Below are 25,711 nucleotides of genomic sequence, written 5' to 3' on the forward strand. Positions count from 1 at the left end.
GCAGCCGGTGACGACTGAAAGGGGAACGCGGGCTTTTTCGGCCCGCCTTTTTCATGCGAGGTGGTCCCGCCATATTGTCGCATATGTGTCGAATGCGGCATCGAGCGGCTGCACGTTTCCGGTCTTTGCCTGCAGGGGGATTGTCGCGCCCGCCAGAAGGGCCGCGCCAAGGCTGGTTCCGGTTGAACCAGGCAGGGCGGCCACGTCACGCCCTGTCAGGCTGCGCAGGGCAGACAGATACACCGCATTGCGGGCGAAGGGACCTTCGACAATCGTGGTGCCTGCCGCCCCGATCAGCCCGAGGCTGACATGGGTCATCAGCGCGGCATAGAGCGATGCGGCGGCGGTGCGTTCGGCCGTTGTCCGGGCCTCGCCGTTCGGCCATAAGGCCTCCCGGTGCGGAAAGGGACCCGTTCCCCTGACAAGACTGGGCAGCAGCATGATGTGATCGCGGATGACCCGGTCGAGCGTTGCGGTATCGGGCGCGGCGGCATTGCCGCCGGTCAAAAGGTCAAACTCCCGGCCGCCCATGAACCGGGCCGAGGGCACCGGCTTGCCATAGGCGTCGACATTGGCAAGCGTGTCACGCTCCTGATCGAGCTTGTCCAGATGCCCGCCCACGGCAAACAGCACAACCCACGTGCCCGTCGAGACGACGGAAAATGGCGAGCTGCGCGTCATCAGATGCGGCAGCAGCGATGCATTGGAATCGTGAATGCCGCAAAAGACCGGCACAGATTTCTTGACGCCTAGTTGATGCTGATGAGGGGGCAGCAAATCGCCGATATGATCGAAGGCTGGGCGGATCGGCGGCAGGAGCGGGCGCAGGTCCAGCGTGTCGACAAGGCTGGAATAATCACCCTTGCGCGGATTCCACAGATCCGTATGGCAACCGAGCGACGTCACTTCATTGACCGCAATGCCGGTCAGCCGCCACACCCAGTATTGCGCATAGGTCAGGATGGCTTTGACATCCCGGAACCGTTCGGGAAACTGCGTCTTCTGGTAATGGATTTGCGCGCCGACATTCAGTCCGCCGGCCAGATAGGGCGAAGCGGTCTCGGCAAAGTCAGGCCGCAGGTCCGCATAGGCGCGGCGCACCGCGTCGGGATAGCTGTGTTCATAGTCGATGACGGGCATGGCCAGGCCGTCGTCTCCGAGCAGGGCTGCCGCGGCGCCATGGGCGGTGACGGATATCGCGTCGAAACCGGGTGTTGCGGCGAGTTCCGTCAGGGAGGCCAGAAAAAAGGTCCAGAGTGCGTCGATATCGTAATGCGGATAGGGGCCGCCGGTGACCACGCGGTTGGGCGTGCTGCGTGCTGCAAGTTCCACGCCGCTCGCCGGGTCAACGACAACGACTTTGGCGTTGGTCTTGCCGACGTCGATGACAGCGATATGGCGCGGCTTGTTCATGTCAGCTCAAGCCATGTGAAACAGGCAGACCAGATCGGTCTGCACCGGCGAATTGTCCGGGTTCGTCACCATGATATCGGCCATGTGCGCCCACCATTTTTTCATCACGGGATGACCGGGAAGATCAGCCATCCCATGTTCCTTCGGGCGGGTCAGGACACCGAACAGCGTGTGGGTGTCACGATCAAGGTGGATCGAATAGTTCTGCACGCCCGCGTTGTGCAGGAGATCGGCAAGTTCCGGCCAGATGGCATCGTGCCGCCGGCGGTATTCCTCTTCCATGCCCGGAAGGAGCGTCATCTTGAACGCATAGGTTTCCCGGGTGCTCATGCGTGTTTCCTGTGCCTGAAGCGGCGGATGATGATCGGCAGGGTGATGGTGATGATCAAGAGCAGGCCGATGAAGATCGACATGACGATGCCGGGCACGTTGAGCAGCCCGAGGCCGAATGTCACCAGCCCCATGACAAAGGCGGCAATGACCACGCCGCCGATGGTTCCCGAGCCGCCGAGGATGGAGATGCCGCCGAGAACCACCATGGTGACGATTTCGAGTTCCCAGCCTTGCGCGATGGACGGCCGTGTCGAGCCGAGGCGTGACGTCAGGCAGACCGCGGCGATGCCCGACATCAGCCCGGTCATCAGGAACAGCGTGAACTTGATGCGCTCGACGCGGATGCCGGAGAAACGCGCGGCAAACTCGTTGTTGCCGATGGCATAGACGCGACGGCCGAAATTGGTCGCATGCAGGAGAATGGCAAAGAGAATAGCCAGGGCGGCGAACAGGGCGAATTCAAAGGAAATGACCCAGAAGACATAGCCCTGGCCGAAATAGGCGAAAGAGGCGGGATAGCCGCCATAGGCCTTGTCGCCGAGAACGATATAGGCGATGCCGCGAAACAGGCTCATCGTGCCGATGGTCACGACAATCGACGGCAGGCGCAGCCCGGCGACGAGAATGCCGTTGATCACGCCGCAGCCGACGCCGACCCCGAGGCCGATGGCAACAAGGCCTGGCGTGCCCACGCCCATCTGGGCCGCTGCGCCCATGGCCGTCGAGGCAAGCGCAATGATCGCCGCGACGGACAGGTCGATTTCACCGGCGATGATCAGGAGCGCCATGGCGAAGGCCACCATCGCCTTCTCGGTGAAGTTGAACGTGGCGTCGGACAGGTTCCATGCATTGAGGAAGTAGGGCGATGCAAAGGAGTTGGCGATGAAGATCAGGATCGCGACAACCAGCAGCAGCGCTTCCCAGCTGGCAAACAGCCGCGTTGCGGAGGTGCCGAGCCGGTCCGGGATATGACGTTTTTCGCTGACCACACTCATGCGATACCCTCGATTGTTTCCGATGCCCCACGGTCACGCAGGATGATGCGGCCGCGCCGCCGTTCCTGCCGCGCATTGAAGATCACGGCGGCGATGATCACGCCGCCCGAAATTGCCATTTGCGAGAACGGCGAAATGTTGATGACCGGCAGGGCATTCTTGATGACGCCGAGAAACAGCGAGCCCAGCACCGCGCCCGCCACCGAACCGATGCCGCCGAGGGTCGAGATGCCGCCGATGACGCAGGCGGCGACGCTGTCGAGTTCGAAGCCTGCGGCGATATCCACATAGGCCACCGCATAGCGCGATACCCAGAGGTAGCCGCAGAGCCCGGCAAGCGTGCCCGATATGACAAAGGCGAAAAAGCGCGTGCGCCCGACATCGATGCCCGCATAGACCGCTGCCGTCGGATTGCCGCCGGAGGCGTAGATCGCCCGGCCGAGGAAGGTGCGCGACATCACGATATAGATGACGGCGACGATAACGATGGCCGTCCAGCCGAGCACCGGCAGACCGAGGAAAAGCTGGCGCGGCGTCTGCAGGAAAGGCTCGGTCATCTGGTGGGCATTGACCCAGCCGCCACCGGACAAAACGAAGGCCATGCCGCGATAGATGGTGAGCGTGCCGAGCGTCACGACAATCGAGGGAATGCCGAGCTTCCACACGAACAGGCCGTTGATCGCCCCGAGGACCGCACCGATGCCAAGCGCGATGAGAACGATCGGTGCCAGCGGCAGGCCGGGATGCGCCGCGTTGAGCATTGCAACCGCCATGCCGGTAAAGGCCACATTGGCCGCGACGGAGAGGTCGATCGATTTCGTCAGGATGACGGTCATCTGCCCGAGGGCCAGAATGATCAGGATCGACGTGTCGTTGAAAATATTCGACAGGTTCGACGGGCTGGCAAAGCCGGGCGAGCGGGAAGAGAAAACGCCGAGCAGCACGGCGATGATCACCACCAGCAGCATTTCGCGAAATTTGAACAGTTGCTTGATCATTCCGATCCTCACGCGTTGCCCGTTGCGGCGCGAACCAGCGTCTCGGCGCTCATGTCGGCCCGCTCGAAGAGACCGGCGGACAGGCCTTCGCGCATCACCAGCACGCGGTCCGACATGCCAAGGATTTCCGGCAGTTCCGACGATACCATGATGATGCTGAGGCCTTCGCCGGCAAGTTCGCTGATGAAGGCGTGGACCGCTGCCTTCGAGCCGATGTCGATGCCCTTGGTCGGTTCATCCAGAATGAGGATTTTCGGTTGCGTGGCGAGCCACTTGCCGATGACGACCTTCTGCTGGTTGCCGCCGGAAAGCGTGCCGACCGGCACCGACAGTGCGGCGGCCCTCAGGTCGAAGCGTTCGGCGTATTTTCGCGCCAGCGCCAGTTCTTCGGCGGCGCGCAGGAAACCCGAACGGGATGTCCGTCCAAGCGACGGCAATGAAATGTTCTGGTAGATCGGCAGTTGCAACACGGCACCATGGCGGCCGCGCTCCTCCGGCACATAGACGATGCCCGCATGGATTGCATCGCCGGGCGAGCGGATCTGGATCTCTTTGCCGTCCAGTTCCAGCCTGCCGCCGGACGGCCGGGTCACGCCGAACAGGGACTGGCAGATTTCCGAGCGGCCGGCACCGACCAGCCCGTAGATGCCGAGGATTTCACCCTTCCGAAGGGCAAAGGAAATGTCGCGGAATTCGGTGGGATGGCTGTAGTTCTCGACTTTGAGCACCGTTTCGCCGAGCGGGATGTCGACTTTCGGAAAGGCGTGCTCGATGGAGCGGCCGACCATGAGGCGGACAATGTCGTTCTGGCTGATCTCAGCGAGAACCCCGCTGCCCACGGCCTTGCCGTCACGGAACACGGCATAATTGTCGGCGATCTCGTAGACCTCGTCGAACTTGTGGCTGATGAAGAGAATGGCCTTGCCCTGCGCCTTCAGCCGCTTGACGATCTGGAAGAGGTCGTCCACCTCCTTGCGCGACAGGGCGGCCGTCGGCTCGTCCATGATGACGATGCGCGCGTCGACCGACAGCGCGCGGGCAATGGCAACAAGATGGCGCTGGGCGATGGACAGGTCCTTCAGACGGGTGCGCGGATCGATATTGCTTTCGAGCGAATGGAGGAGGGCAAGCGCCCTGGCGTTGACGCCCTTCCAGTTGACCAGACCCAGCGATGTCTTCGGCGCATGGCCGATGAAAATATTCTCGGCGACCGAGAGCTCGTCAAACAACACCGTTTCCTGATGGATGGCGGTCACGCCGTGATCGATGGCATCCTGCGCGTTGCCGAAGGTGACGGGCTTGCCGTCGATATGGATCTCGCCTTCGTCGGACTGGTAGATGCCGGTCAGAATCTTGACGAGCGTGGATTTGCCCGCACCGTTCTCGCCGATGAGTGCCGTCACCTCGCCGGGAAACAGGGCGATGTTGACGTCATTCAGGGCTTTCACACCCGGAAAGGTCTTGGAGATGGCCCGCATTTCCAGAATGGGGGTTGCAAGGGGTGATTCAGCAAGGGCTGCGGTCATCATGGGCAATACCGAAGGGTTAAAAAATGCCCGGCAGAAGGCCTGCCGGGCTTTGCGGCGCGATTGCCGGATCAGAAAATCTTGGAGAACTGATCGATGTTCTTCGCGTCATAGACGAAGGGATCAGCCATGGCCGCCTCGCCATTGTCGCCGATCTTGATCTTGCCCATGCGGCCGGCACTGATGTCGCTGCCGGGTTTGCCGTCGGTATCACCCTTGACCAGGTGATAGGCGATCTGCGTCGCGGAGTAGCCGAGATCGATCGGATTCCAGATGGCGAATTCCTTGGTGGCGCCTGATTTGATGGCGCCGGCCATTTCCGAGGGTAGGCCGAGGCCAGTCACGTAAACCGTGCCGATCTTCTTGGCATCGGATACCGCCTGCGAGGCGGCCAATACGCCAACCGTGGTCGGTGCAACGATCACCTTCACATTCGGCTGCGAGGTCAGGAGGCCCTGCGCTTCGCGGTAGCTCTTGTCGGCGAGGTCATCGCCATAGACTGTCGTCACAAGATTGAGGCCGGGAAAGTTCGGCAGCTGCTTTTTCATCTCGGCAATCCAGGTGTTCTGGTTTGTCGATGTGGTCGTGGCCGAGAGGATGGCGAAGTCGCCCTTGCCATCAGGCAGATGGGCAGCGGCAAGCTGCAGGCACATCTTGCCGATCAGCTCGTTCGACGATGGGTTGAGGTGGACGATGCGGCCGTCCTTGGCCACGGCGGAATCCCACGAGATCACCTTGATGCCGCGCGCCATGGCTTTCTTCAGAGCCGGTACGACAGCGTCCGGGTCGTTGGCGGAAATGGCGATGGCATTGACGTTCTGCGCGATCAGCGCATTGATGACCTCGATCTGGCCTTCGGCCGTCGTCGATGTCGGTCCGGTATAGATGACTTCGACGCCGCCCAACTCCTTGGCGGCTTCCTGCGCGCCCTTGTTGGCTGCTTCAAAGAAGCCGTTGCCGAGTGATTTGGCGACGAGACCGATCTTGATCGTTTCCGCCTGTGCATGCGATGCGAGCATGGCAAGGGCCAAGGCCGATCCCAGTGCGAGTTTCTTCAACAGTTTCATTTCATCCTCCCTAGATTGAAATACGCCGCTTCGGCGCCTGGTTTTTATGCGATCGAAGCGGAATCCCTTGATTTGTCCTGAGCTCCCACCTTTGCGACGATGAGCTCGACCCCGGCATCCTCCACCATCTTCCGGTCGGCATCCGCAATGCCGTCATCGGTGATGATTGTCGCGACCCGCTGCAGCGGACACAGGATCAGGCTCGACCGGCGCTCGAACTTGCTGGAATCCACCAGCAGCACCAGTTCATCCGCCTGATTGATCAGCTTCTGCTCGCCCTGAATGATCAGCGGGTCCGATTCCATGGCACCGAACGGACCGACCCCGACGGCGCCCATGAACATGCGCTTGCCGTAGAAATTGCGGGTCACGTCATTGTCGAACGGCGAGAGGATCATGCTCTGCTCGCGATAGATCATGCCGCCGGGAATAATGACCGTGCTCTTGGAGTTCTTCACCAGATGTTCGGCAATGGCGAAGGAATTGGTCATGATCTGCAGGCGGCGGGTGGCGAGATAGTGCACCATCTGGAATGTCGTGGTGCCGCCGTTGAGAATGATGGCGTCGCCCTCGTTGCACAGGCCCACGGCTTCACGGGCAATCGCCCGCTTCTTGTCGATGTTCTCGGCTTCGGAGACGCGAAATGGCCGACCGGCAAGCGCCGTCTGCTGCGGCGGGTGAATGGCTTCCGCGCCGCCGCGCACCCGGCGCAGCTTGCCCTGGACATGCATGGAGGCAATGTCACGACGGATCGTTGCTTCCGACGCTTCCGTCAGTTCGGCAATGTCCTGAATGGTGATGAACGGCTTTTCCTGAACGGCACTCAGGATAATTCGTTGGCGCTCACGTTCGTGCATTTTTCCCTCCACTATCGCAAACATTGCGCAAATAACACGGTGCTGTCAATCAACTTCAGTCAAAATTATTCATACTGCACTGCACAATTGCAATTTTATGATTGAATTTGATCATTTGTGATTGACAGCAAATCACTCCCTGCTTCATAGCTAGAGAAAATTCACATGGCTGCGGCGTGTTGTCAGGCCATCAGATCGTCTTCGGGAGGCAAGCATGGCGAACAAGGTCCAACTTCTGGATAATCGTTGGGATGATCAAAAGGCTGCCGCGCTGGATGAGCCCGGCAAGCTGCTCTACCGCTCCAATCTGCTGGGTGCCGACAAGCGCATCACCAATTACGGCGGCGGCAACACCTCGGCGAAAGTGACGCAAACCGATCCGCTCACCGCTACGCCGGTGGAGGTGCTGTGGGTGAAGGGATCGGGCGGCGATGTCGGCACGATCAAGCTCGATGGTTTCGCCACGCTTTATATGGAAAAGCTGGAATCGCTGAAGTCCATCTACAAGGGTGTTGCGGACGAAGACCGCATGGTGGGTTTTCTTCCCCATTGCACCTTCAATCTCAACAGCCGCGCCGCATCGATCGATACGCCCCTGCACGGTTTCGTGCCGTTCAGGCATGTGGATCACATGCACCCCGATGCGATCATCGCCATTGCCGCCTCGAAGAACTCGCGCGCGCTGACAAAAGAGGTGTTTGGCGACGAAATCGGCTGGCTGCCCTGGCGCCGTCCGGGTTTTCAGCTCGGCCTCGATCTCGGTGCCTATGCGGCGGCGCATCCCAATTCAAAAGGTGTCGTGCTGGAAAGCCATGGCCTGTTCACATGGGCCGATGACGCCAAGGAATGCTACGAGCTGACGCTCGATATCATCAACAGGGCGATTGTCTGGTTCGACGCCAAGACGGCGGGCAAACCCGCATTCGGCGGGGAGGCAACGGCGAGCCTCGACGCGCCCGCACGCCGCGCCATCGCCGCACGGCTCATGCCGGAAATCCGCGGCAAGATCGGTGTAGCCGAACGCAAGCTCGGCCATTTCGACGATCAGCCGGCGGTGCTCGAATTCGTCAATTCCCGCGACCTGCATCCGCTGGCGGCACTCGGGACCAGCTGCCCCGATCATTTCCTGCGCACGAAAATTCGCCCGCTGGTGCTGGATGTCGATGCGGCCAATCCGGACGCCGCTGTCGAAGCGCTCGATGCGGCGCTGGAAGCCTACCGCACGGATTATGCCCGCTACTACACCGCCTGCAAGCATGCCAATTCACCTGCCATGCGCGATCCCAACCCGGTGATCTTCCTCATTCCCGGCGTCGGCATGCTGTCCTTTGCCAAGGACAAGGCAACGGCGCGCATTGCCGGGGAATTCTATGTCAACGCCATCAATGTGATGCGCGGCGCGTCGTCTGTCTCGGACTATCAGGGACTGCCGGAACAGGAGGCCTTCGATATCGAATACTGGCTGCTCGAGGAAGCCAAGCTGCAGCGCATGCCCAAGCCGAAATCCCTGGCGGGCCGGGTGGCTTTTGTCACGGGCGGCGCCGGCGGCATCGGCCGCGCCACGGCAGAACGGCTGCTCGGGCAGGGCGCCTGTGTCGTCCTTGCGGATATCGATGCGGAGGCCCTGAAGGCCGCCCATCAGGATTTTGCCGCGCGCTACAGCGCTGATGCGGTGCGCGGTGTGCAGCTCAATGTGACGGATGAAGCGGCGGTGATCGCCAGCTTCGCCGAAGCGTCGATTGAATTCGGTGGTATTGATATTCTCGTTTCCAATGCTGGCATCGCCTCGTCTGCCCCGATAGAGGTCACCGAGCTTGCCATGTGGAACCGCAACATGGACATTCTGGCGACCGGCTATTTCCTTGTATCGCGCGAAGCCTTCCGCCTGTTCCGGCGGCAGAAGATCGGCGGCAATGTTGTCTTCGTCGCATCGAAAAACGGTCTTGCCGCCTCGCCCAATGCCAGTGCCTATTGTGCCGCCAAGGCTGCGGAAATCCACCTCGCCCGCTGCCTCGCGCTGGAGGGGGCGGAAGCCGGTATCCGGGTCAACACCGTTAATCCGGATGCGGTGCTGCGCGGCTCGAAAATCTGGAACGGCGAATGGCGCGAACAGCGTGCCGCCTCATCCAACCTGCAGGTGGATGAGCTGGAAGAGCATTACCGCAAGCGGTCGCTGCTCAAGCTCAACGTGCTGCCGGAAGACATCGCCGAGGCGATCTATTTCCTTGCCTCCGACGCGTCCGCCAAATCGACGGGCAATATTATCAATGTCGACGCTGGCAACGTGCATAGCTTCACGCGATAAAGCAGTCCGGGGAGGACATCATGGCTGAACTGCAAATATCCGGCGATCTGATCGCGTCCGAAAACAATAAGCGCGGTGCTGCGCACAGCAGCGATTTCGAGGCGCTGGGCGCGCATCTTGCCCGCCGCAACATCGATATCGAGGCGATCACCGCCAAGGTGGCCGATTTCTTCGTCGCGGTTCCCTCATGGGGCGTCGGTACCGGCGGCACGCGCTTTGCCCGGTTTCCGGGGCAGGGCGAACCGCGCGGCATTTTCGACAAGCTCGATGACTGCGCGGTCATCCACCAGCTGAGCCGCGCGACGCCGACCGTCTCGCTGCACATCCCCTGGGACAAGGCTGATCCGCAGCAGCTCAAAGCCCATGCGCAGGCGCTCGGCCTAGGCTTCGACGCGATGAATTCCAACACCTTTTCCGATGCGCCGGATCAGGTGCATTCCTACAAATACGGCTCGCTCAGCCATGCGGATGCGGCGACGCGCAAGCAGGCCATCGCGCACAATATCGAGTGCATCGAAATCGGTAATGCCATCGGCTCGAAGGCCCTGACGGTATGGATCGGCGATGGATCGAATTTTCCCGGTCAGAGCCATTTTGCCCGGTCATTCGAGCGCTATCTCGACGCCATGGCACAGGTCTACAAGGCGCTGCCGGATGACTGGCGCATTTTCTCCGAACACAAGATGTTCGAGCCCGCCTTCTATTCGACCGTGGTGCAGGACTGGGGCAGCAATTATCTGATCGCCCAGACACTGGGGCCGAAAGCCTTCTGCCTGGTGGATCTCGGCCATCACGCGCCGAACACCAATATCGAGATGATCGTGTCGCGGCTGATCCAGTTCAAGAAACTGGGCGGCTTCCACTTCAACGATTCGAAATATGGCGATGACGATCTGGATGCGGGTTCCATCGATCCGTACCGGCTGTTCCTGGTTTTCAACGAGCTGGTCGATGCGGAGGAGCGCGGCGTCGAGAATTTCCATCCCGCGCATATGATCGATCAGTCGCACAATGTGACCGACCCGATTGAAAGCCTGATCTCCAGCGCCAATGAGATTCGCCGTGCTTATGCGCAGGCCCTGCTGGTCGACCGGGCGGCTCTGGATGGCTATCAGGACGGCAATGATGCGCTGATGGCATCGGATGCGCTGAAGCGCGCTTACCGGACGGATGTCGAGCCGATACTCGCCGAAGCCCGCCGCCGGGCAGGGGGCGCCATAGATCCCATCGCCGCCTACCGGGCCAGCGGCTACCGGCAAAAGGTCGGAAAAATCCGGCCGGCCAGTACGGGTGGCAGCGGCGGCATTATCTGAACGGATTACCGACCGGTTGCATGATCAAGGCAGCGCCCCTCGCGCTGCCTTTTCTTTTTTGTTTGACAGCGCCTGATACATTTGGTCTTATTCTACTATAAAACATTATATAACATAATAATAGAATAACAAAGGGAACTGTCATGAAATCACTGAAACTCGCACTCCTGTTGGGTTCGGCGCTGGTTGCCCTAAGCCCTGCGGCCTTTGCCCAGACCAAGGGCGGCGTCATCAATGTCGCGACCATCGGCGAGCCGCCGACACTTGACGCCATGGCATCGACGGCCGATCTGGTCGGCATTGTTTCCCAGCACATTTTCGAGACACTCTACACCTTTGATGAAAACTGGAACCCGACCCCGCTGCTGGCGGCAAGCCTGCCGGAGATTTCGGCGGATGGCAAAATCTACACGATCAAGCTGCGCACCGGCGTCAAGTTCCATGACGGCACCGACATGGATTCCGCCGATGTCGTCGCCTCGCTGAAGCGCTGGACCCAGATCGCCTCGCGCGGCAAGCAGGTTGCGCCTCTCATCATATCCATTGACGCGGTTGATGCCTCCACCGTCCGCATCACGCTCAATGCCCCGCATGCACCACTGCTGTCGCTGCTGGCGTTCAACAATGCCGCAGCAATCATCCTCCCAAGCGAAAAGCAGCAGAACCCGATGACCGACCCGGTCGGCACGGGCCCCTACAAGCTGAAGGAGCGCAAGGCGGACCAGTATATCCAGCTCGTCCGCTTCGACGGCTACAAGTCTCCGGAAGGGCGCGAGAATGGTTATGGCGGCGCCCGCCACCAGTATCTCGACGAAATCCGTTTCGTTCCTGTTCCCGATGCCAATACCCGGGTCGAAGGCGCGATTTCCGGCCAGTTCGACTATGCCGACAGTCTGCCTGTCGAGGCCTATGACCGCCTGAAGGGCCAGAAGGTCACCGAGCCGGTGCTGCTGAAGCCCTTCGGCTGGCCGGTCTTCGTGCTGAACACGGCGCAGGGCCTGACCAAGAGCCAGGATATGCGCCTGGCGATCCGTGCTGCGCTCAACGTGGAAGACATGCTGGCCGCCGCTTTCGGCAGCAAGGACTTCTATGCGCTGAATGGATCGTTCTATCCGGCATCCTATAGCTGGGCGAGCGATGCGGGCGTCAAGGATGGCTATAATATCGGTGATCCCGAAAAGGCGGCGACGCTTCTGAAGCAAGCCAATTACGACGGCAAGCCGGTGCGTATTCTCACCAGCCGCCAGTATGAGTTCCATTACAAGATGGCACAGGTCGCTGCCGAATATCTGAAGGCCGCCGGGATCAATGTCGATCTGCAGGTGGTCGACTGGGCAACGCTGACGCAGCGCCGTGCCGACCCGGCACTCTGGGATATTTATATCAGCCACAGCCCGTTCCTGCCGGAGCCTGCCTTGATCGGCGCCCTGTCGACCAGTGCGCCCGGTAATTGGGATACACCGGCCCGCAAGGTGGCGGTGGATGCCTTCAATGCCGAAACGGACCCGAAGAAGCGTATCGCGTTGTGGGCGGACGTTCAGAAGGTGATCTATGCGGAAGCGCCGATCATCAAGATCGGCGATTTCAACGCGCTGTCGGCCAAGTCGCCCAAGCTGGAGCACTTTACCCCGGCGCCCTGGCCCTATTTCTGGAACGTGTCGCTCAAGCAGTAATCTGAAGCGTTCGGGCGCGGGCGGCCGCAAGCCGCCTGCCGCCAGTCGCTTCGTATCGTAGCTCCCGCAGCAGGATCCAACCGGCCCATGCTCCGTTACATCTTCCAACGCTTTATCGGCATGATTGTCGTGATGTTTCTGGTGGTGACCATCGTGTTCATCATCGTCCGCGTCACGCCCGGCGATCCGGCGGCCGTCATGCTCGGACCGGAAGCAACCGCTGCCGATATCGCGCAGTTGCGGACAGCGCTCGGGCTCGACCGCTCCATCCTCGTCCAGTACGTCTATTTCATCGGCCAGTTACTGCAGGGTGATCTCGGACGGTCGATCTTTCTCGACCAGCCCGTGCTGACGGCATTGGCGCAGCGCGCCGAGCCGACATTTTTCCTCACGGTTTTCTCGATCCTCATCGCCAGTGCCATTGCGATCCCCATTGGTGTCTATGCCGCCTACCGGCGTGGATCGATCTTCGATCAGGCTGCAACGGCACTTGCCATGCTGGCCGCCAGCATTCCGAGTTTCTGGCTCGGCCTGATCCTGATGCAGGTGTTTGCCGTCCGCTTCGGCATCTTCCCGGTCTCGGGCTATGGCGGACCGGACACGACGCTGGGCGAGCGGCTGTATCATCTCGTTTTGCCGGCTTTTGCCCTGGGAATCGTTTCATCGGCGCTGATCATGCGGTTTACCCGCGCTTCGATGCTGGATGTGCTGGGCGATGACTACATCCGCACCGCCCGGGCCAAGGGTGTTGTCGAGCGCAGTGTCGTGCTCAAGCACGCATTCAAGAATGCGCTGATCCCGATCATCACCGTCGTTGGCCTGACAGCCGCCGTGCTCATCTCCGGTGCGGTGGTAACGGAGACGGTGTTCGGGTTGCCCGGTGTCGGCAATCTCGTCGTCTCGGCTGTGCTGCGCCGCGATTACCCCGTCATTCAGGGCGCGCTCCTCATCATCGCCGGGCTCTACGTCCTCATCAATTTCGCCATCGACATGCTTTACCTCGTCGTTGATCCAAGGGTGCGCTACTGATGACCGATATCGTTTCACCCGTTCCCGCCAGCGAGCGCCGCAAATTCCTGCGCGTTCTCCTGCGGCGCAAGACCGTCCTGTTCGGCCTGATCGTTCTGGCAATCTTCATCACGCTTGCCATTCTCGCGCCGCTCATCGCTCCTTACGCGCCGAACAAGCTGTCGATCGTCAACCGGCTGAAGCCGCCGAGCGCCCAATGGATTTTCGGCACGGATGAATTCGGGCGCGACGTGTTTTCGCGCACGATCTATTCCGCCCGGTTGTCGCTGCTGGTTGGTTTTGCCGTGGTGGTGCTCGCCTCGCTCATCGGCGTGACCCTCGGTATTCTCGCCGGTTTCTTTCACAAGCTGGATGCGCCGATCACCCGGCTGATCGATGCGATGATGGCATTCCCCGACATCCTGCTTGCCATTGCGCTGGTTGCGGCGCTCGGTCCGTCGTTGACGACGGTGATCATCGCGCTCAGCATCGTCTATGCGCCGCGGCTTGCCCGCGTGGTGCGGGCCTCGACACTGGTCATCCGCGAACTGCCCTACGTGGAAGCCGCCCATGCGCTTGGCATTTCGACGCCGCATATCCTGACGCGCCACATCCTGCGCAATCTTCTCTCGCCCATCCTCGTCCAGGGAACGTTCCTGTTTGCCCATGCCATGCTGGCGGAAGCCGGCCTGTCCTTCCTCGGGCTTGGCGTCAGCCCTGAAGTGCCGACCTGGGGCACGATGATTGCCGCAGGGCGGCAATATGTCGGTCAGGCCGACTGGATGACCCTGTTTCCCGGCATTGCCATCGTCCTCTCCGTTCTCTCCCTGCAGATGGTCGGCGATGGCTTCCGCGACCTCCTAGACCCCCGCCTCAGAAAGGATCTCTGATCATGCCCCCCCCCGCCGCAACCGACGGCCGTTTGCTGCTGACCAATGTCAAGCCGGTTGCCTTTGGCCCCAATACACCTTCCGGCACCATCGATATCTTGATCGGTGCGGACGGAAAAATCGCCGAATTCGGCCCCTCCCTGAACGTCGCCGGCGATGCCAGGCGCATTGACATGAAGGGCGCCTGGATCTCGCCCGGCTGGACCGACCTGCATGCCCATGTCTGGCATGGCGGAACCGATATCTCGGTTCGCCCGCAAATCTGCGGTGTCGAGCGCGGCGTGACGACCATCGTCGATGCGGGCTCGGCGGGTGAAGCGAATTTCCACGGCCTGCGCGAATATATCATCGAACCGGCAAAGGAGCGCATCAAGGCTTTCCTCAATCTCGGCTCGATTGGCCTTGTCGCCTGCAACCGCGTCAGCGAACTCAGCGATATCCGCTCCATCGATCTCGACCGCACGGTCGCCTGCGTCAACGAGAACCGCGACCACATTGTCGGCCTGAAGGTGCGTGCCAGCCATGTCATCACCGGCTCCTGGGGTGTGACTCCGGTCAAGGTCGGCAAGAAGGTGGCAAAAATTCTCAAGCTGCCGATGATGGTGCATGTGGGCGAACCGCCTGCGCTCTATGACGAAGTGCTGGAGATTCTGGGACCGGGCGATATCATAACCCATTGCTTCAACGGCAAGGTCGGCGCCAGCATCATCGAAGACGAGGATCTGTTCGAACTGGCGGAACGTTGCGCCGGTGAAGGCATCCGGCTCGATATCGGCCATGGCGGCGCGTCGTTCTCGTTCCGCGTGGCGGAAGTCGCCATCAGCCGCGGCCTGCTGCCTTTCTCCATCTCGACCGACATCCACCTGCACAGCCTGAATTATTCCGTGTGGGATCTGGGAACGACGATGTCGAAGCTGCTGAGCGTCGGCATGCCGTTCGACAAAGTTGTCGAGGCCGTGACGCTCTCGCCGGCATCCGCCATCGGCCTGCCGACCGACAATCTCCTCTCCGTCGGCAAGCCGGCCGAGTTCACCATCTTTGAACTGGTCGATTCAGATCTCAGCGTCATCGATTCGCTGGGCTATGAAGCGACGCTGCACAAACTGTTCGAACCGCGCATGGTGGTTCTGGGCACCGAAACCATCGCGGCGAGCCGCTATCAACCGGTGAAGCCTGAGCTGGTCAATCACCGCCATACCCATTCATACCGCTAAGGAGCTCGCGTGAATCCCTCATCCAGCCCGGCTGTCGACGCCGGCACATCTCCTTACACCAGGCTGAAGGCGCTGGGCATCGTGCTGCCGCCGGCACCGCGTCCGATTGCCAATTTCGTTACCCACATTCAGGAAGGCAACATGCTGTACCTCTCGGGCCAGGGCCCGCGCGAGGATGACGGCTTCATGCATACGGGCAAGGTGGGCGATAACGTCAGCGTCGAGGACGCCTACGCCCACGCCCGGCTGACCGGCATCAACCTGCTGGCGGTCCTGCATTCCGCCCTGGGCGATCTTGGCCGCGTCAAGCAGGTGGTCAAGCTGCTCGGCATGGTCAATGCCGTGCCTGACTTTGCCGATCATCCGCTGGTGATCAACGGATGCTCCGATCTGCTGATCGACGTGTTCGGCGATGCGGGACAGCATGCCCGCTCGGCCGTGGGCTTCGGCTCGCTGCCGGGCAACATCACCGTGGAGATCGAGGCGATCATCGCCTTGAGGGACTAGGATCAGGAATGACTGCGCCAGCCCATCACCGTTTCGATCCGTTCGGCAGATGCCTTGACCTCGGCCGTATAGCGCTCGGGGTCATCGGCAATCTTCTGCTCGGGCAGAACGATGGAGATGGTGGCAACGCAGGTGCCCTTGTCGTCGCATACGGGCGAGGCAACACAGGCAACGGCGTAGTCGGATTCGCCCGCCTGGATGGAAATGCGCGATTGCAGCGCCTCGGCAGCGGCTTTCGACAGCGCTGCCGGTTCGATGACGGCACGGCCGGTGGGCGAGGATTTGGCGCAGCGCTTGAACAGATCCAGCCGTTCGGCTTCGGGCAGATGGCCGACAAGCAGGCGGCCGGATGCGGTCCAGTTCAGCGGCACGCGCGTACCGACGCGCGACGTGACATGGAAATGGCCGGGACCATCGGCCATGGCCAGAACCATCATGTGATCGCCGTCGCGGCCGCAAACCTGCACCGTTTCACCCGATACGCGGCTGAGATTGTGCATTTCGTGGTTGGCGACGTCGAGAAAATCCAGCGAGCGGGCATAGGCGAGTCCGTAGTGGTAAAGCCGTGCACCCAGCCAGACGGAGCCGTCATTGTTGCGGGAGAGAAGGTTCTTCTCAACCAGATCGTCAATGATGACATAGACGGTGGACAGCGGCGCGCCGATGGCCTTGGCAATGCCGTAGACACCGGCCGGACTGCCGGTTTCGTAGAGATAGTCCAGGACCTGCAAGGCACGGTCGATGCCGCTGACGCGGGAACGGCGGCCCGTCGCTTCCGGTTGTTCGGTTGTCTCAAGACCGGGGGCAGCGCCCATGTCTGATGTCTTTGCGTCCACGTTCAGGCTCCTGGCAGGCTCGATTGATGTTCAAACAGTTTATTACATTATAATGGCATATATGCCTAGAAAATGGAATGTGTTGCAAGCGGCAACATTTCGAGGAGATTAGCATGACAGACTCTCACAACCCCGACGATATTCGCGAAACGCTCGGGTTGCGACCCGTTATCAACGTGTCCGGCACGATGACCTCGCTGGGAGCGTCGATCGTGGTTCCGCAAGCGGTCGCCGCCATGACAGCAATCCTGCCGCAGTTCGTCGAGGTCAACGACCTGCAGAAGAAGGCAAGCCCGGTGATTGCCCGGCTGACCGGCGGCGAGGCCGGTTTTGTCACGGCGTCCTGCTCCGCCGGCATCAGTCTTGCGGTGGCTGCGGCCATGACGGGGAACGATCTTGCCGCCATCGAGCGCTTGCCTGACACCACGGGCCTGAAGGACGAAGTCATCATCCAGATGGGCCATGTGGTCAGCTACGGCGCTCCGGTCGATCAGGGTATCCGGCTCGCCGGTGCCAAAGCCGTCCTGGTCGGTCAGGCAACATCCTGCTACCCCTATCATCTCGATGGGGCGATCAACGAGCGCACCGCCGCTGCCGTCTTTGTTGTCTCGCATCACACGGTTCAGTACGGCCTCGTTGCCCTGCAGAAGTTTGCCGAAGTCTGCCACGCCCGCGGCGTGCCTGTTATCGTCGATGCGGCGTCCGAATATGATCTGAAGATTTTCCTGGAGCAGGGGGCCGACATCGCGCTTTACTCCGCGCACAAGTTTCTCGGCGGCCCGACCGGCGGTATCGTCGCCGGTGCCAAGGATTTCGTCCGCAACACCTTCCTGCAGAACATGGGCATTGGTCGCGGCATGAAAGTGGGCAAGGAGAGCATCCTTGGAACCATCGCCGCACTCGAAGCCTGGGAAAAGCGCGACCATGCGGGTATCCGCGAGCGGGAAACCGGCTATCTCAACCTCTGGCAGCAGACGCTTGCGGGCAAGCCGGGCGTCACGGCAGTCATCGAGCCCGATCCGACACACAATCCGCTCGACCGCCTGCGCGTCACCATCGAACCGCAGGCCGCCCATATCTCCGCCTGGGATCTTGCCGATGCATTGGCACAGGGCGCGCGCCCGGTGATCGTCCGGGACCACGAGGTCGAACATGGCTACTTCTATATGGACCCGTGCAATCTGCATCCCGGCGAAGAAACCATTGTGGCCAGCCGTCTGACGGAAGAACTCGGCAAGGCGCGCGCGTCCAATGCGATCATCTCGACCCCGGTTGAAAACCGCTACGCACGGCGCATGGCCGGTCTCATGCGCTGGCCCGACTGACCGGCGCATCGCCATCTGCCAACGGAAAGGATTTGTACTCATGGACAATCGTCAGCCTTCCCATCCCGGCAACAGGGGCAATGCCCCTGCGCCGGTCCTGTCGGTCGCCAATCTGACGACATCCTTCCAGTCCGACGGCAAGTGGCGGCCGGTTGTGCGCAATGTCTCGTTCGACGTGGCGCCGGGGGAGACGGTGGCCATCGTCGGCGAATCCGGTTCGGGCAAGAGCGTGACATCGCTGTCCATCATGCGACTGTTGCAGAAGGACAAGAGCCGCATCGAAGGCCGCATCATGCTCGGCGGAAAGGACATTCTTGCGCTTCCCGAAAGCCAGATGCGGGCGGTGCGCGGCAATGATGTCGCCATGATCTTTCAGGAGCCGATGACTTCGCTCAATCCGCTGTTCACCGTGGGCCAGCAGATCAGCGAAGCCCTGCTCTGCCATTCTTCCATGTCGCGGGCGGAGGCCAAGGCCGAAACGATCCGGCTTCTGGAAAAGGTGCGTATTCCCGCGGCGAAATCGCGCTTCGACGAATATCCGCACCGCTTCTCCGGCGGCATGCGCCAGCGCGTGATGATTGCCATGGCGCTGGCCAGCAAGCCGAAGCTGCTGATTGCGGATGAGCCGACGACGGCGCTTGACGTGACGATCCAGGGGCAGATTCTTGATCTGATCAAGCTGCTGCAGGAAGAGGAGGGCACGTCCGTCCTCTTCATCACCCACGATATGGGCGTGGTCGCCGAGATCGCTGACCGCACCGTTGTCATGTATAATGGCGAAGCGGTGGAAACCGGCAGGACCGAGGACATCTTTGCCCGCCCGCAGCATCCCTATACCCGCTCGCTTCTTTCCGCTGTTCCCATTCTCGGCTCGATGAAGGGACACAAGCGTCCGTTGCGGTTTCCGGTGGTGGACCGGGCAACCGGCACGTCGGATGTGCCTGTCGAGGCCGCCGACACCGTCAAATCGCAGGTAAAGCCACTGCTCGAGGTGAAGAACCTCACCACGCGCTTCAATATTCACTCGGGGATGTTCGGACAACTGGAAGGCCGCGTGCATGCGGTGGAGAATCTGTCCTTCACCCTGCAGCCGGGCGAGACCCTGTCGCTCGTCGGCGAGTCCGGTTGCGGGAAGTCGACGACCGGACGCTCGATCATGCGTCTGGTGCAGCCGCTAAGCGGCGAGGTGCTGCTCAACGGGGAAGACGTGCTGACCATGGAGCCGAAGCGGCTGCGCGATATGCGCCGCACCATGCAGATGATCTTTCAAGACCCGTTCGCCAGTCTCAACCCGCGCATCACGGTCGGCGCTGCGATTGCCGAACCCTATCTCGAACACAAGCTGGGAACGCGCGCGCAGGCAAAAGAGCGTGTCGCCGATCTTCTGGAGCGGGTTGGGCTGACCGCGGATATGGCAAGCCGCTATCCGCATGAATTTTCCGGCGGTCAAAGGCAGCGCGTGTGCATTGCCCGCGCACTCGCACTCGATCCGAAACTGATTGTCGCCGATGAATCCGTCTCGGCGCTGGACGTGTCGATCAAGGCGCAGGTCATCAACCTTTTGCTCGATTTGCAGGCGAGCCTCAACCTCGCCTATCTCTTCATCTCGCACGATATCGCCGTGGTCGAACGGGTCAGCCATCGCATCGCGGTGATGTATCTCGGTGAAATCGTCGAGATCGGATCGCGCGAAGCCATCTTCGAGAACCCGCAGCATCCCTATACGCGCAAGCTCATTTCAGCCGTGCCCGTGCCCGATCCGGCGCGGCGCGGCATCAAGCGGCCAGTCTCCAATGACGAGATCAAGAGCCCGGTGCGCACGCCGGACTTCATTGTGCCTGTGCGGCAATACAATGAAGTCTCGGCGGGGCACCTGGTTCAGGTGCAGTAAGCCCTTACTTCGCTTTCTTGGAACCGATCAGTTCATCCCATTTGCGGAAGGCAATGACCATCTTGTCGGGCTTCAGTGGCAGTTCGATCGGGTTGTTGGCGATCAGCCCGGCATATTCCTCCCGGCCGAACTGCTTGATCACGTCCTGGCTGTGCTGCGGTGCCATGGACAGCGGCACGCTCTTCACCGCCGGACCCGGATAGAGATAGCCCTCGTCATAGGAATAGGCCTGCGCCTTGGGGGTGAGCAGGAAGGCCATCAGGTCGAGGACGACCGCCGCCTTGTCGTCGGCAATGCCCTTGGGCATGCACATGAAGAAGGCGTCGGAAACCCAGTGGAACCCCTTGAGGGTGCCGATCTTTGCCGTTTCGGGCACGATGCCGAGCGCGCGCGGATTGATGTCCCAGCCGGTGGTGCTGATGATGATATCGCGCGATCCTTCGCCGAATTCCTTCATCGTCGCGCCGGTTCCAGCCGGATAATAATCGATGTATTGGCCGAGATCGGCGAGATAAGCCCAGGTCTTGTCCCAGCCATTGACCGGATCCTGCGGGTCCTTGTCGCCGAGAATATAGGGCAGTCCCATCATGAAGGTGCGGCCGGGACCGGAATTGGTCGGGCGGGCATACATGAAACGGCCCGGATTTTCCTTGGCATAGGCCAGAAGTTCTTCCGCGCTGGTCGGGACCTTCTTGACCCGCTCCGGATCGTATTCGATCAGCGGGCCCGAGGGGTAATAGTTGACGACGACACCGTAGCCGTCGCCCTGCGCCTTGTGCAGGGCGAGCGCGGCGGGTTCGTAGTTTTCCTCGATCCCCGGAAACTTGTCGGCGAAATCCGGCAGGATTTTCAGCCATGTCTCATTGGCAAGCCCGGCCGCCAATCCGTCGCTGCCGGTCAGAACGATATCGATATCGACGCGGCCCGCGCTCTGCTGCGCCTTGAGCTTGCCGGCGAGCTCCGTCACCGGCGCCTTGGTGAAGATGATCCGCGATGCCCGTTCCGGATAGGTCTTGGCATATTCCTCGAATGCGGGCTGGATCAGCGCCAGCGCACCGCCCACGTCCATCACGGTGATGACAACCGGTGCCGCGGGCAGGGCGGGTGTCTTGGCCCAGGCGGGCATCGCGCCCGCCATTGCCGATGCGGTCATGCCACCGAGCAGTACTCGGCGGTTGATTCGAAACTGGTCATTTCCCATTTGCATTCCCCTTATTGTTCTTGGATGTTTCAGTTGCAGTGTCTGATCTCGTCGCCGATGCGGACGCTGCGGATGGCCATGCTGTCCGACCAGTCGATTTCCGCATGCGGCAGGGTGATGTTGCGGGCGCGCAGGGCTGGTGCCAGTGCAACCAGCAATCGCGTCGATGCCATTTCAACGGCCTGTTCGAAGGACGCGATGCCCCAACGGATAAGGTTGCGCACCCCGTCATCGAGACAAAGGGACGATCCGGCCAGCCCCGTCGTTCCGGGCAGGCGCACGGTACCGTCTGTGGTGCGCTCGATGCGCATGTCGGCGAAATCATAGATGCCTGCGGGAACGGCGGCTGCGGCGACGGCGTCGGTCACCAAAGCGCAGCGTTCGAAACCCTTGGCCCGCATCAGCGATTTCAGCGCCTTGGGTGGAAGATGAATACCATCGGCAATGAAGGTCGCCAGCAGCCGGTCTTCCCCGAGTTGCGCGAACAGCGGGTTGTCGAGCTTGGGCATGATCTGCGGCAGGCCGTTGCCGAGATGCGTCGACAGGGTCGCGCCGGCCAGCGCCGCGGCCTCGACCATGGCGAAATCCGCAGCGGAATGGCCGATTGAAACCAGAATATCCCGTGCCGCCATGGCCCGGATGAAATCGAGGCCGCCGGATATTTCCGGCGCGATGGTCACGAGAAGAATCGGCCGCTTGATCGCGTCTTGCAGACGCGTGACCAGGGCAGGATCAGCCGATGTCATGGCCTGTGCGGGATGGCACCCGGAGTAGCCCTGCGCCGGATTGAGAAACGGCCCCTCCAGATGATATCCCGGGCACATCAACGGGCCGAGACGGCTGGCGTTGACGCAGCGGTCGAGCGCGGCAAAGCGTGCTTCCAGTTCATCGGGATAGGCGGTGATGATCGTCGGCAGGCATGTGGTGACGCCCGTTGCCAGCATGGCCTCCAAGGCGTGGTCCAGCGCCTCGGGCGTCAGGCTGGCGGCGTTGAAATCCACCCCGGCAAACCCGTTGACCTGGATATCGACGAGGCCCGATGTGATCATGACAGTTTCGACGCCGAGTCCGGATCGAGCAGCAGGATTGTCTGCGGATGGGTCTGGACGATCGAGGCGGGATGACGTGGGTCGACCGGACCTTCCAGCGCATCCTTGACAGCCTGTGCCTTGCGTTCGTCCGGCACGGAAAGGATAATGAGGCGGCTCTTGAGGATTTGCCGGATGCTCATCGAGATGGCCTGCTCAGGCACGGCCTCCAGCGACGGGAACCAGCCTTCACCCATCTGCTGCTTGCGGCAGGCCTCGTCCAGCGTCACGACGATATAGGGCTCTTCCGTATCGAAATCGGCGGGCGGATCGTTGAAGGCCAGATGGCAGTTTTCGCCGATACCGGCAAAGCAGACATCGATATCGTGTTCGGCGATCACGGCGCTGAGCCGCTTTGCTTCGGCCTGCGGATTGCCCTCGGCATTGACCGGATGAAACGTTACATTGCCACCGAGCGGTGCAACGAACCGCTCCTGCAGATATTTGCGGAAGCTGGCGGGGTGGGTGATGTCCATGCCGACATATTCATCGAGATGGAACGCCGTAACCCGCGACCAGTCGATATCCTCCGCCGCAACGAGATTTTGCAGCAGTTCAAATTGGCTGGCGCCCGTTGCGACGATGATCGACGCCTTGCCCTTTTGCGCAATCGCCTGGCGGATCGCCGCCGCGCCAAGCGCAGCGCCGGTCGCGCCGAGGACCTGCTTGTCAGATAAAATACGCGTATCGACCATGGGCTTTACCAACCTTCTTGCATATGCTTTTCACCGTGGCCGCCATTGTAAGCATAGCTGTCCATGGCACTGCAAGGTATTTTAGAATAATATTATTCAAAAATAAGAATGAGGGCGTTTCCGTATGATTCTGACGATTGACGAGACACATTATGACGATGCCCACCAGCGTGACTGCGCCCGGGTCGTAGCGTTTGTCTCCGACGGCGGTCAGCATTCCCGCCCCGGCATTGCCGAAGCGCTCGACATGACCTCCACCACCACGTCAAAAGTGGTGGGGGACCTGATCGCCCGCGGCCTGCTGGTGGAGACGGCGGGCGAAAAAAGCGGTCGGGGCCGCCCCGCCGTCCGGATCGGCCTCAACACGCAGCGTTTCGCAGCAACAGTCATTCACGTGTCGAGCCGTTCCTTGCGCGGCACGCTGGTGGATTTCGGCGGCCGGACGCTGGAACGCCTCAGTCTCGATATGCGGGCCGACGCCGACTGCGGCCAGATGACGGCCGCCATGCAGGATCTGGTCACGCTTCTGGCGGACAAGTGTCCGGCGGGAATGCAGCACATCGGGACATCCGTGTCCGTATCCGGCGTCGTCGATGTCGAAAGCCGCACCTGGCTGCTCACCTCGCGCTGGCCGAAGATCCGTGATTTTGACCTGGCGGCGGCGCTGGCGCCGGTCACCCCGGAGGTACTCGTCTGCCGGCACCTCGATGCCGAACTCAATGCCCGCATGCTGCAGGACCCGGTTTACGGCACCGACAATACATTGCTGCTGCACTGGGGCTGGGGCATCGGCCTGGCCTATAGCGTGAATGGCGATCCGTTCATCCGTGCCGGCGGACCGTTTGGCGAAATCGGCCATTGGCGTTTCAACCTGCTGGAAGACCGCCCCTGCGGTTGCGGCAATCATGGCTGTCTTGAAACGGCGGCGTCGCTCTGGGCGCTGCTGCCCCGGATGCTCGAACAATGGCCGTCCCTGTCCGAGAACGAGGAAGTGCTGGCCGGGCAAATGGCCCGGCGGCCCCTGCTCGACATGGAAGATATGCGCACCGGGGTCGACCTCATGGCGCGATCCCTCGCCAATGTCTGCCGCCTGCTTTTTCCCAAGCGGGTTATCGTGACCGGGCCGTTCATTGCCAATGCGGAGGTCTGGCAGGCGTTCGAACAGGCCTTTCAGGCGGAAGGCCTGATCGGAACGCTGGAACTGCCGGTCCTGATCGCGGACAAGTCAAGCGAGGAGTTCGCCATTCTCGGTGCCGTCCGGCCGCTGTTCAATCTGGGGCTTGAGACATTCATCCGATCGTGAGATGACACAGCCTGCGAATATCCGATTGCACCAACGCCACGGCCCCGCCGGAAGAACACAGCAGGACACCATACGGATCATGACCCAGCAATTCATCGATCACCTCACGAGCGAGCTGAAAGGCTTGAAGGAGTCCGGGCTTTACAAGTCCGAACGTGTCATCACCTCCAAACAGGCCGGGCAAATCGAGGTCTCCGGCGGTGCCAGGGTCCTGAATTTCTGCGCCAACAATTATCTCGGTCTTGCCGACAATGCAGAGCTGGCGGAAGCCGGAAAAACCGCACTCGACCGTTACGGCTATGGCATGGCTTCGGTCCGTTTCATCTGCGGCACGCAGGAAGAGCATAAGCAGCTTGAGTCGCGCATCTCCAGCTTCCTCGGGCTGGAAGACACGATCCTCTATTCCAGCTGCTTCGATGCCAATGGCGGCCTGTTCGAGACCCTTTTGGGTGAAGAGGATGCGATCATTTCCGATGCGCTGAACCATGCCTCGATCATTGACGGCGTGCGCCTGTCGAAGGCAAAGCGCTTCCGCTATGCCAACAACGATATGGCGGCGCTGGAAGAAGAACTGAAGAAAGCCGAAGGCAGCCGGTTCAAGCTGATCGCCACCGACGGCGTCTTTTCCATGGACGGCATTATCGCCAATCTCGGTGGCGTCTGTGATCTCGCCGAAAAATACGGCGCCATGGTCATGGTCGACGACAGCCATGCGGTCGGCTTTGTCGGCAGGCATGGCCGTGGTTCCGCCGAGCATTGCGGCGTCGAAGGCCGGGTTGATATCATCACCGGCACGCTGGGCAAGGCGCTGGGCGGCGCATCGGGCGGCTACACCTCCGGGAAGGCCGAAGTGATCGACTGGCTGCGCCAGCGGTCGCGGCCCTATCTGTTCTCCAACACGCTGGCGCCGGTCATCGCGGCAGCCTCGCTGAAGGTCTTCGACCTGATCGACCGGGGTGCCGGCCTGCGGGCGCGCCTCAGCGCCAATGCCGCGCATTTCCGCAAGGATATGAGCAAGCTTGGCTTCACGCTTGCCGGTGCCGATCATCCGATCATCCCGGTCATGCTGGGCGACGCATCGCTGGCGCAGGAAATGGCGGCGCGCATGCTGGACAAGGGCGTCTACGTCATCGGTTTTGCCTTCCCGGTCGTGCCGAAAGGCCAGGCGCGCATCCGCACCCAAATGTCTGCTGCCCACACCACGGAAGATGTCGCCCGCGCTATAGACGTCTTTGCCGAAGTCGGGCGTGATCTCGGCATCACCAAATAGGAA

General features: G+C 61.2%; 22 protein-coding genes. 11 read left to right on the forward strand and 11 right to left on the reverse strand.

Going from position 1 to position 25,711, the window contains the following annotated elements; all coding sequences use genetic code 11:
* Positions 1–51 precede the first annotated feature (51 nt).
* From RDL77_RS18995 to RDL77_RS19025, 7 genes are all read right to left on the reverse strand, one after another.
* Positions 52–1,413: an FGGY-family carbohydrate kinase gene (locus tag RDL77_RS18995; RefSeq protein WP_288194258.1), complete on the reverse strand. Its 1,362-nt coding sequence runs from the start codon at positions 1,411–1,413 to the stop codon at positions 52–54.
* A gap of 6 nt (positions 1,414–1,419) precedes the next feature.
* Positions 1,420–1,743 (reverse strand): L-rhamnose mutarotase, encoded by a 324-nt coding sequence (rhaM, locus tag RDL77_RS19000; RefSeq protein ID WP_288194259.1) that lies wholly within the window; start codon positions 1,741–1,743, stop codon positions 1,420–1,422.
* Positions 1,740–2,741, reverse strand: a complete 1,002-nt coding sequence (locus RDL77_RS19005) for an ABC transporter permease (protein WP_288194261.1) — start codon at positions 2,739–2,741, stop codon at positions 1,740–1,742. Before RDL77_RS19005 ends, rhaM begins: the two co-directional genes overlap by 4 nt.
* The gene (locus RDL77_RS19010) at positions 2,738–3,736 is read right to left on the reverse strand and encodes an ABC transporter permease (RefSeq protein WP_288194305.1); all 999 of its coding nucleotides are present in this window, start codon (positions 3,734–3,736) and stop codon (positions 2,738–2,740) included. The genes RDL77_RS19005 and RDL77_RS19010 overlap by 4 nt, the downstream gene beginning before the upstream one ends.
* Before the next feature lie 11 nt (positions 3,737–3,747).
* Positions 3,748–5,268 carry a sugar ABC transporter ATP-binding protein gene (locus tag RDL77_RS19015; RefSeq protein WP_223614769.1) on the reverse strand — a complete coding sequence of 507 codons (1,521 nt, stop codon included), beginning with the start codon at positions 5,266–5,268 and terminating at the stop codon, positions 3,748–3,750.
* 68 nt (positions 5,269–5,336) lie between these two features.
* A complete protein-coding gene (gene rhaS / locus RDL77_RS19020) occupies positions 5,337–6,332 on the reverse strand; it encodes a rhamnose ABC transporter substrate-binding protein (RefSeq protein ID WP_223614770.1) in 996 nt (331 codons plus the stop codon).
* A 44-nt stretch (positions 6,333–6,376) separates the two neighbouring features.
* On the reverse strand, positions 6,377–7,189 hold the full coding sequence (locus RDL77_RS19025) for a DeoR/GlpR family DNA-binding transcription regulator (RefSeq protein WP_223614771.1): 813 nt from the start codon (positions 7,187–7,189) through the stop codon (positions 6,377–6,379).
* A gap of 214 nt (positions 7,190–7,403) precedes the next feature.
* Here RDL77_RS19025 and RDL77_RS19030 point away from each other — a divergent pair, with 214 nt between their 5' ends.
* The 7 genes from RDL77_RS19030 (at position 7,404) to RDL77_RS19060 (ending at position 16,099) form a co-directional block, all read left to right on the forward strand.
* Positions 7,404–9,494: a bifunctional rhamnulose-1-phosphate aldolase/short-chain dehydrogenase gene (locus RDL77_RS19030; protein WP_288194265.1), complete on the forward strand. Its 2,091-nt coding sequence runs from the start codon at positions 7,404–7,406 to the stop codon at positions 9,492–9,494.
* Between the two features lie 20 nt (positions 9,495–9,514).
* Positions 9,515–10,807 carry an L-rhamnose catabolism isomerase gene (gene rhaI / locus RDL77_RS19035; protein WP_288194267.1) on the forward strand — a complete coding sequence of 431 codons (1,293 nt, stop codon included), beginning with the start codon at positions 9,515–9,517 and terminating at the stop codon, positions 10,805–10,807.
* A gap of 143 nt (positions 10,808–10,950) precedes the next feature.
* On the forward strand, positions 10,951–12,480 hold the full coding sequence (locus RDL77_RS19040; RefSeq protein ID WP_288194269.1) for an ABC transporter substrate-binding protein: 1,530 nt from the start codon (positions 10,951–10,953) through the stop codon (positions 12,478–12,480).
* A gap of 87 nt (positions 12,481–12,567) precedes the next feature.
* Positions 12,568–13,509 carry an ABC transporter permease gene (locus RDL77_RS19045; protein WP_223614775.1) on the forward strand — a complete coding sequence of 314 codons (942 nt, stop codon included), beginning with the start codon at positions 12,568–12,570 and terminating at the stop codon, positions 13,507–13,509.
* Positions 13,509–14,378: an ABC transporter permease gene (locus RDL77_RS19050; RefSeq protein WP_288194271.1), complete on the forward strand. Its 870-nt coding sequence runs from the start codon at positions 13,509–13,511 to the stop codon at positions 14,376–14,378. The genes RDL77_RS19045 and RDL77_RS19050 overlap by 1 nt, the downstream gene beginning before the upstream one ends.
* Before the next feature lie 2 nt (positions 14,379–14,380).
* Entirely contained in the window at positions 14,381–15,592 is a 1,212-nt protein-coding gene (locus RDL77_RS19055) for an amidohydrolase/deacetylase family metallohydrolase (protein ID WP_288194272.1), read from the forward strand.
* A gap of 9 nt (positions 15,593–15,601) precedes the next feature.
* Entirely contained in the window at positions 15,602–16,099 is a 498-nt protein-coding gene (locus RDL77_RS19060) for a RidA family protein (RefSeq protein WP_288194274.1), read from the forward strand.
* Positions 16,100–16,101: 2 nt separating this feature from the next.
* Here RDL77_RS19060 and RDL77_RS19065 read toward each other — a convergent pair whose 3' ends face one another.
* A complete protein-coding gene (locus RDL77_RS19065) occupies positions 16,102–16,935 on the reverse strand; it encodes an IclR family transcriptional regulator (protein WP_374042759.1) in 834 nt (277 codons plus the stop codon).
* A 113-nt stretch (positions 16,936–17,048) separates the two neighbouring features.
* Here RDL77_RS19065 and RDL77_RS19070 point away from each other — a divergent pair, with 113 nt between their 5' ends.
* Positions 17,049–18,260, forward strand: a complete 1,212-nt coding sequence (locus tag RDL77_RS19070; protein WP_223614778.1) for an aminotransferase class V-fold PLP-dependent enzyme — start codon at positions 17,049–17,051, stop codon at positions 18,258–18,260.
* Between the two features lie 40 nt (positions 18,261–18,300).
* On the forward strand, positions 18,301–20,151 hold the full coding sequence (locus tag RDL77_RS19075) for an ABC transporter ATP-binding protein (protein WP_288194276.1): 1,851 nt from the start codon (positions 18,301–18,303) through the stop codon (positions 20,149–20,151).
* A 4-nt stretch (positions 20,152–20,155) separates the two neighbouring features.
* On the opposite strand, the gene RDL77_RS19080 is transcribed toward RDL77_RS19075, so the two are convergent.
* From RDL77_RS19080 to RDL77_RS19090, 3 genes are read right to left on the reverse strand one after another with little or no spacing between them, the layout of a single operon-like run.
* Positions 20,156–21,352, reverse strand: a complete 1,197-nt coding sequence (locus RDL77_RS19080) for an ABC transporter substrate-binding protein (protein WP_288194278.1) — start codon at positions 21,350–21,352, stop codon at positions 20,156–20,158.
* Positions 21,353–21,381: 29 nt separating this feature from the next.
* Positions 21,382–22,401: an N-acetylglucosamine-6-phosphate deacetylase gene (locus tag RDL77_RS19085; RefSeq protein WP_288194280.1), complete on the reverse strand. Its 1,020-nt coding sequence runs from the start codon at positions 22,399–22,401 to the stop codon at positions 21,382–21,384.
* Positions 22,398–23,135, reverse strand: coding sequence for a glucosamine-6-phosphate deaminase (locus tag RDL77_RS19090; protein ID WP_288194281.1), 738 nt, complete (start codon positions 23,133–23,135; stop codon positions 22,398–22,400). The genes RDL77_RS19085 and RDL77_RS19090 overlap by 4 nt, the downstream gene beginning before the upstream one ends.
* Positions 23,136–23,259: 124 nt before the next feature.
* Between RDL77_RS19090 and RDL77_RS19095 the strand changes: the two genes are divergently transcribed.
* A complete protein-coding gene (locus RDL77_RS19095; protein WP_288194282.1) occupies positions 23,260–24,438 on the forward strand; it encodes an ROK family transcriptional regulator in 1,179 nt (392 codons plus the stop codon).
* Between the two features lie 79 nt (positions 24,439–24,517).
* Complete coding sequence (locus RDL77_RS19100; RefSeq protein WP_288194284.1) at positions 24,518–25,708, forward strand: glycine C-acetyltransferase; 1,191 nt, start codon at positions 24,518–24,520, stop codon at positions 25,706–25,708.
* Positions 25,709–25,711: the final 3 nt, after the last annotated feature.

Origin of the sequence: uncultured Phyllobacterium sp., from assembly GCF_902479695.1 — a bacterium.
Lineage (GTDB): Bacteria > Pseudomonadota > Alphaproteobacteria > Rhizobiales > Rhizobiaceae > Phyllobacterium > Phyllobacterium calauticae.

Excerpts from the sequence above, each read along its gene's own strand:
- RDL77_RS18995 (WP_288194258.1), bottom strand. The coding sequence starts at position 1,413 with ATGAACAAGCCGCGCCATATCGCTGTCATCGACGTCGGCAAGACCAAC.
- rhaM (WP_288194259.1), bottom strand. The coding sequence starts at position 1,743 with ATGAGCACCCGGGAAACCTATGCGTTCAAGATGACGCTCCTTCCGGGC.
- RDL77_RS19005 (WP_288194261.1), bottom strand. The coding sequence starts at position 2,741 with ATGAGTGTGGTCAGCGAAAAACGTCATATCCCGGACCGGCTCGGCACC.
- RDL77_RS19015 (WP_223614769.1), bottom strand. The coding sequence starts at position 5,268 with ATGATGACCGCAGCCCTTGCTGAATCACCCCTTGCAACCCCCATTCTG.
- rhaS (WP_223614770.1), bottom strand. The coding sequence starts at position 6,332 with ATGAAACTGTTGAAGAAACTCGCACTGGGATCGGCCTTGGCCCTTGCC.
- RDL77_RS19025 (WP_223614771.1), bottom strand. The coding sequence starts at position 7,189 with ATGCACGAACGTGAGCGCCAACGAATTATCCTGAGTGCCGTTCAGGAA.
- RDL77_RS19030 (WP_288194265.1), top strand. The coding sequence starts at position 7,404 with ATGGCGAACAAGGTCCAACTTCTGGATAATCGTTGGGATGATCAAAAG.
- rhaI (WP_288194267.1), top strand. The coding sequence starts at position 9,515 with ATGGCTGAACTGCAAATATCCGGCGATCTGATCGCGTCCGAAAACAAT.
- RDL77_RS19040 (WP_288194269.1), top strand. The coding sequence starts at position 10,951 with ATGAAATCACTGAAACTCGCACTCCTGTTGGGTTCGGCGCTGGTTGCC.
- RDL77_RS19045 (WP_223614775.1), top strand. The coding sequence starts at position 12,568 with ATGCTCCGTTACATCTTCCAACGCTTTATCGGCATGATTGTCGTGATG.
- RDL77_RS19050 (WP_288194271.1), top strand. The coding sequence starts at position 13,509 with ATGACCGATATCGTTTCACCCGTTCCCGCCAGCGAGCGCCGCAAATTC.
- RDL77_RS19055 (WP_288194272.1), top strand. The coding sequence starts at position 14,381 with ATGCCCCCCCCCGCCGCAACCGACGGCCGTTTGCTGCTGACCAATGTC.
- RDL77_RS19070 (WP_223614778.1), top strand. The coding sequence starts at position 17,049 with ATGACAGACTCTCACAACCCCGACGATATTCGCGAAACGCTCGGGTTG.
- RDL77_RS19075 (WP_288194276.1), top strand. The coding sequence starts at position 18,301 with ATGGACAATCGTCAGCCTTCCCATCCCGGCAACAGGGGCAATGCCCCT.
- RDL77_RS19080 (WP_288194278.1), bottom strand. The coding sequence starts at position 21,352 with ATGGGAAATGACCAGTTTCGAATCAACCGCCGAGTACTGCTCGGTGGC.
- RDL77_RS19085 (WP_288194280.1), bottom strand. The coding sequence starts at position 22,401 with ATGATCACATCGGGCCTCGTCGATATCCAGGTCAACGGGTTTGCCGGG.
- RDL77_RS19090 (WP_288194281.1), bottom strand. The coding sequence starts at position 23,135 with ATGGTCGATACGCGTATTTTATCTGACAAGCAGGTCCTCGGCGCGACC.
- RDL77_RS19095 (WP_288194282.1), top strand. The coding sequence starts at position 23,260 with ATGATTCTGACGATTGACGAGACACATTATGACGATGCCCACCAGCGT.
- RDL77_RS19100 (WP_288194284.1), top strand. The coding sequence starts at position 24,518 with ATGACCCAGCAATTCATCGATCACCTCACGAGCGAGCTGAAAGGCTTG.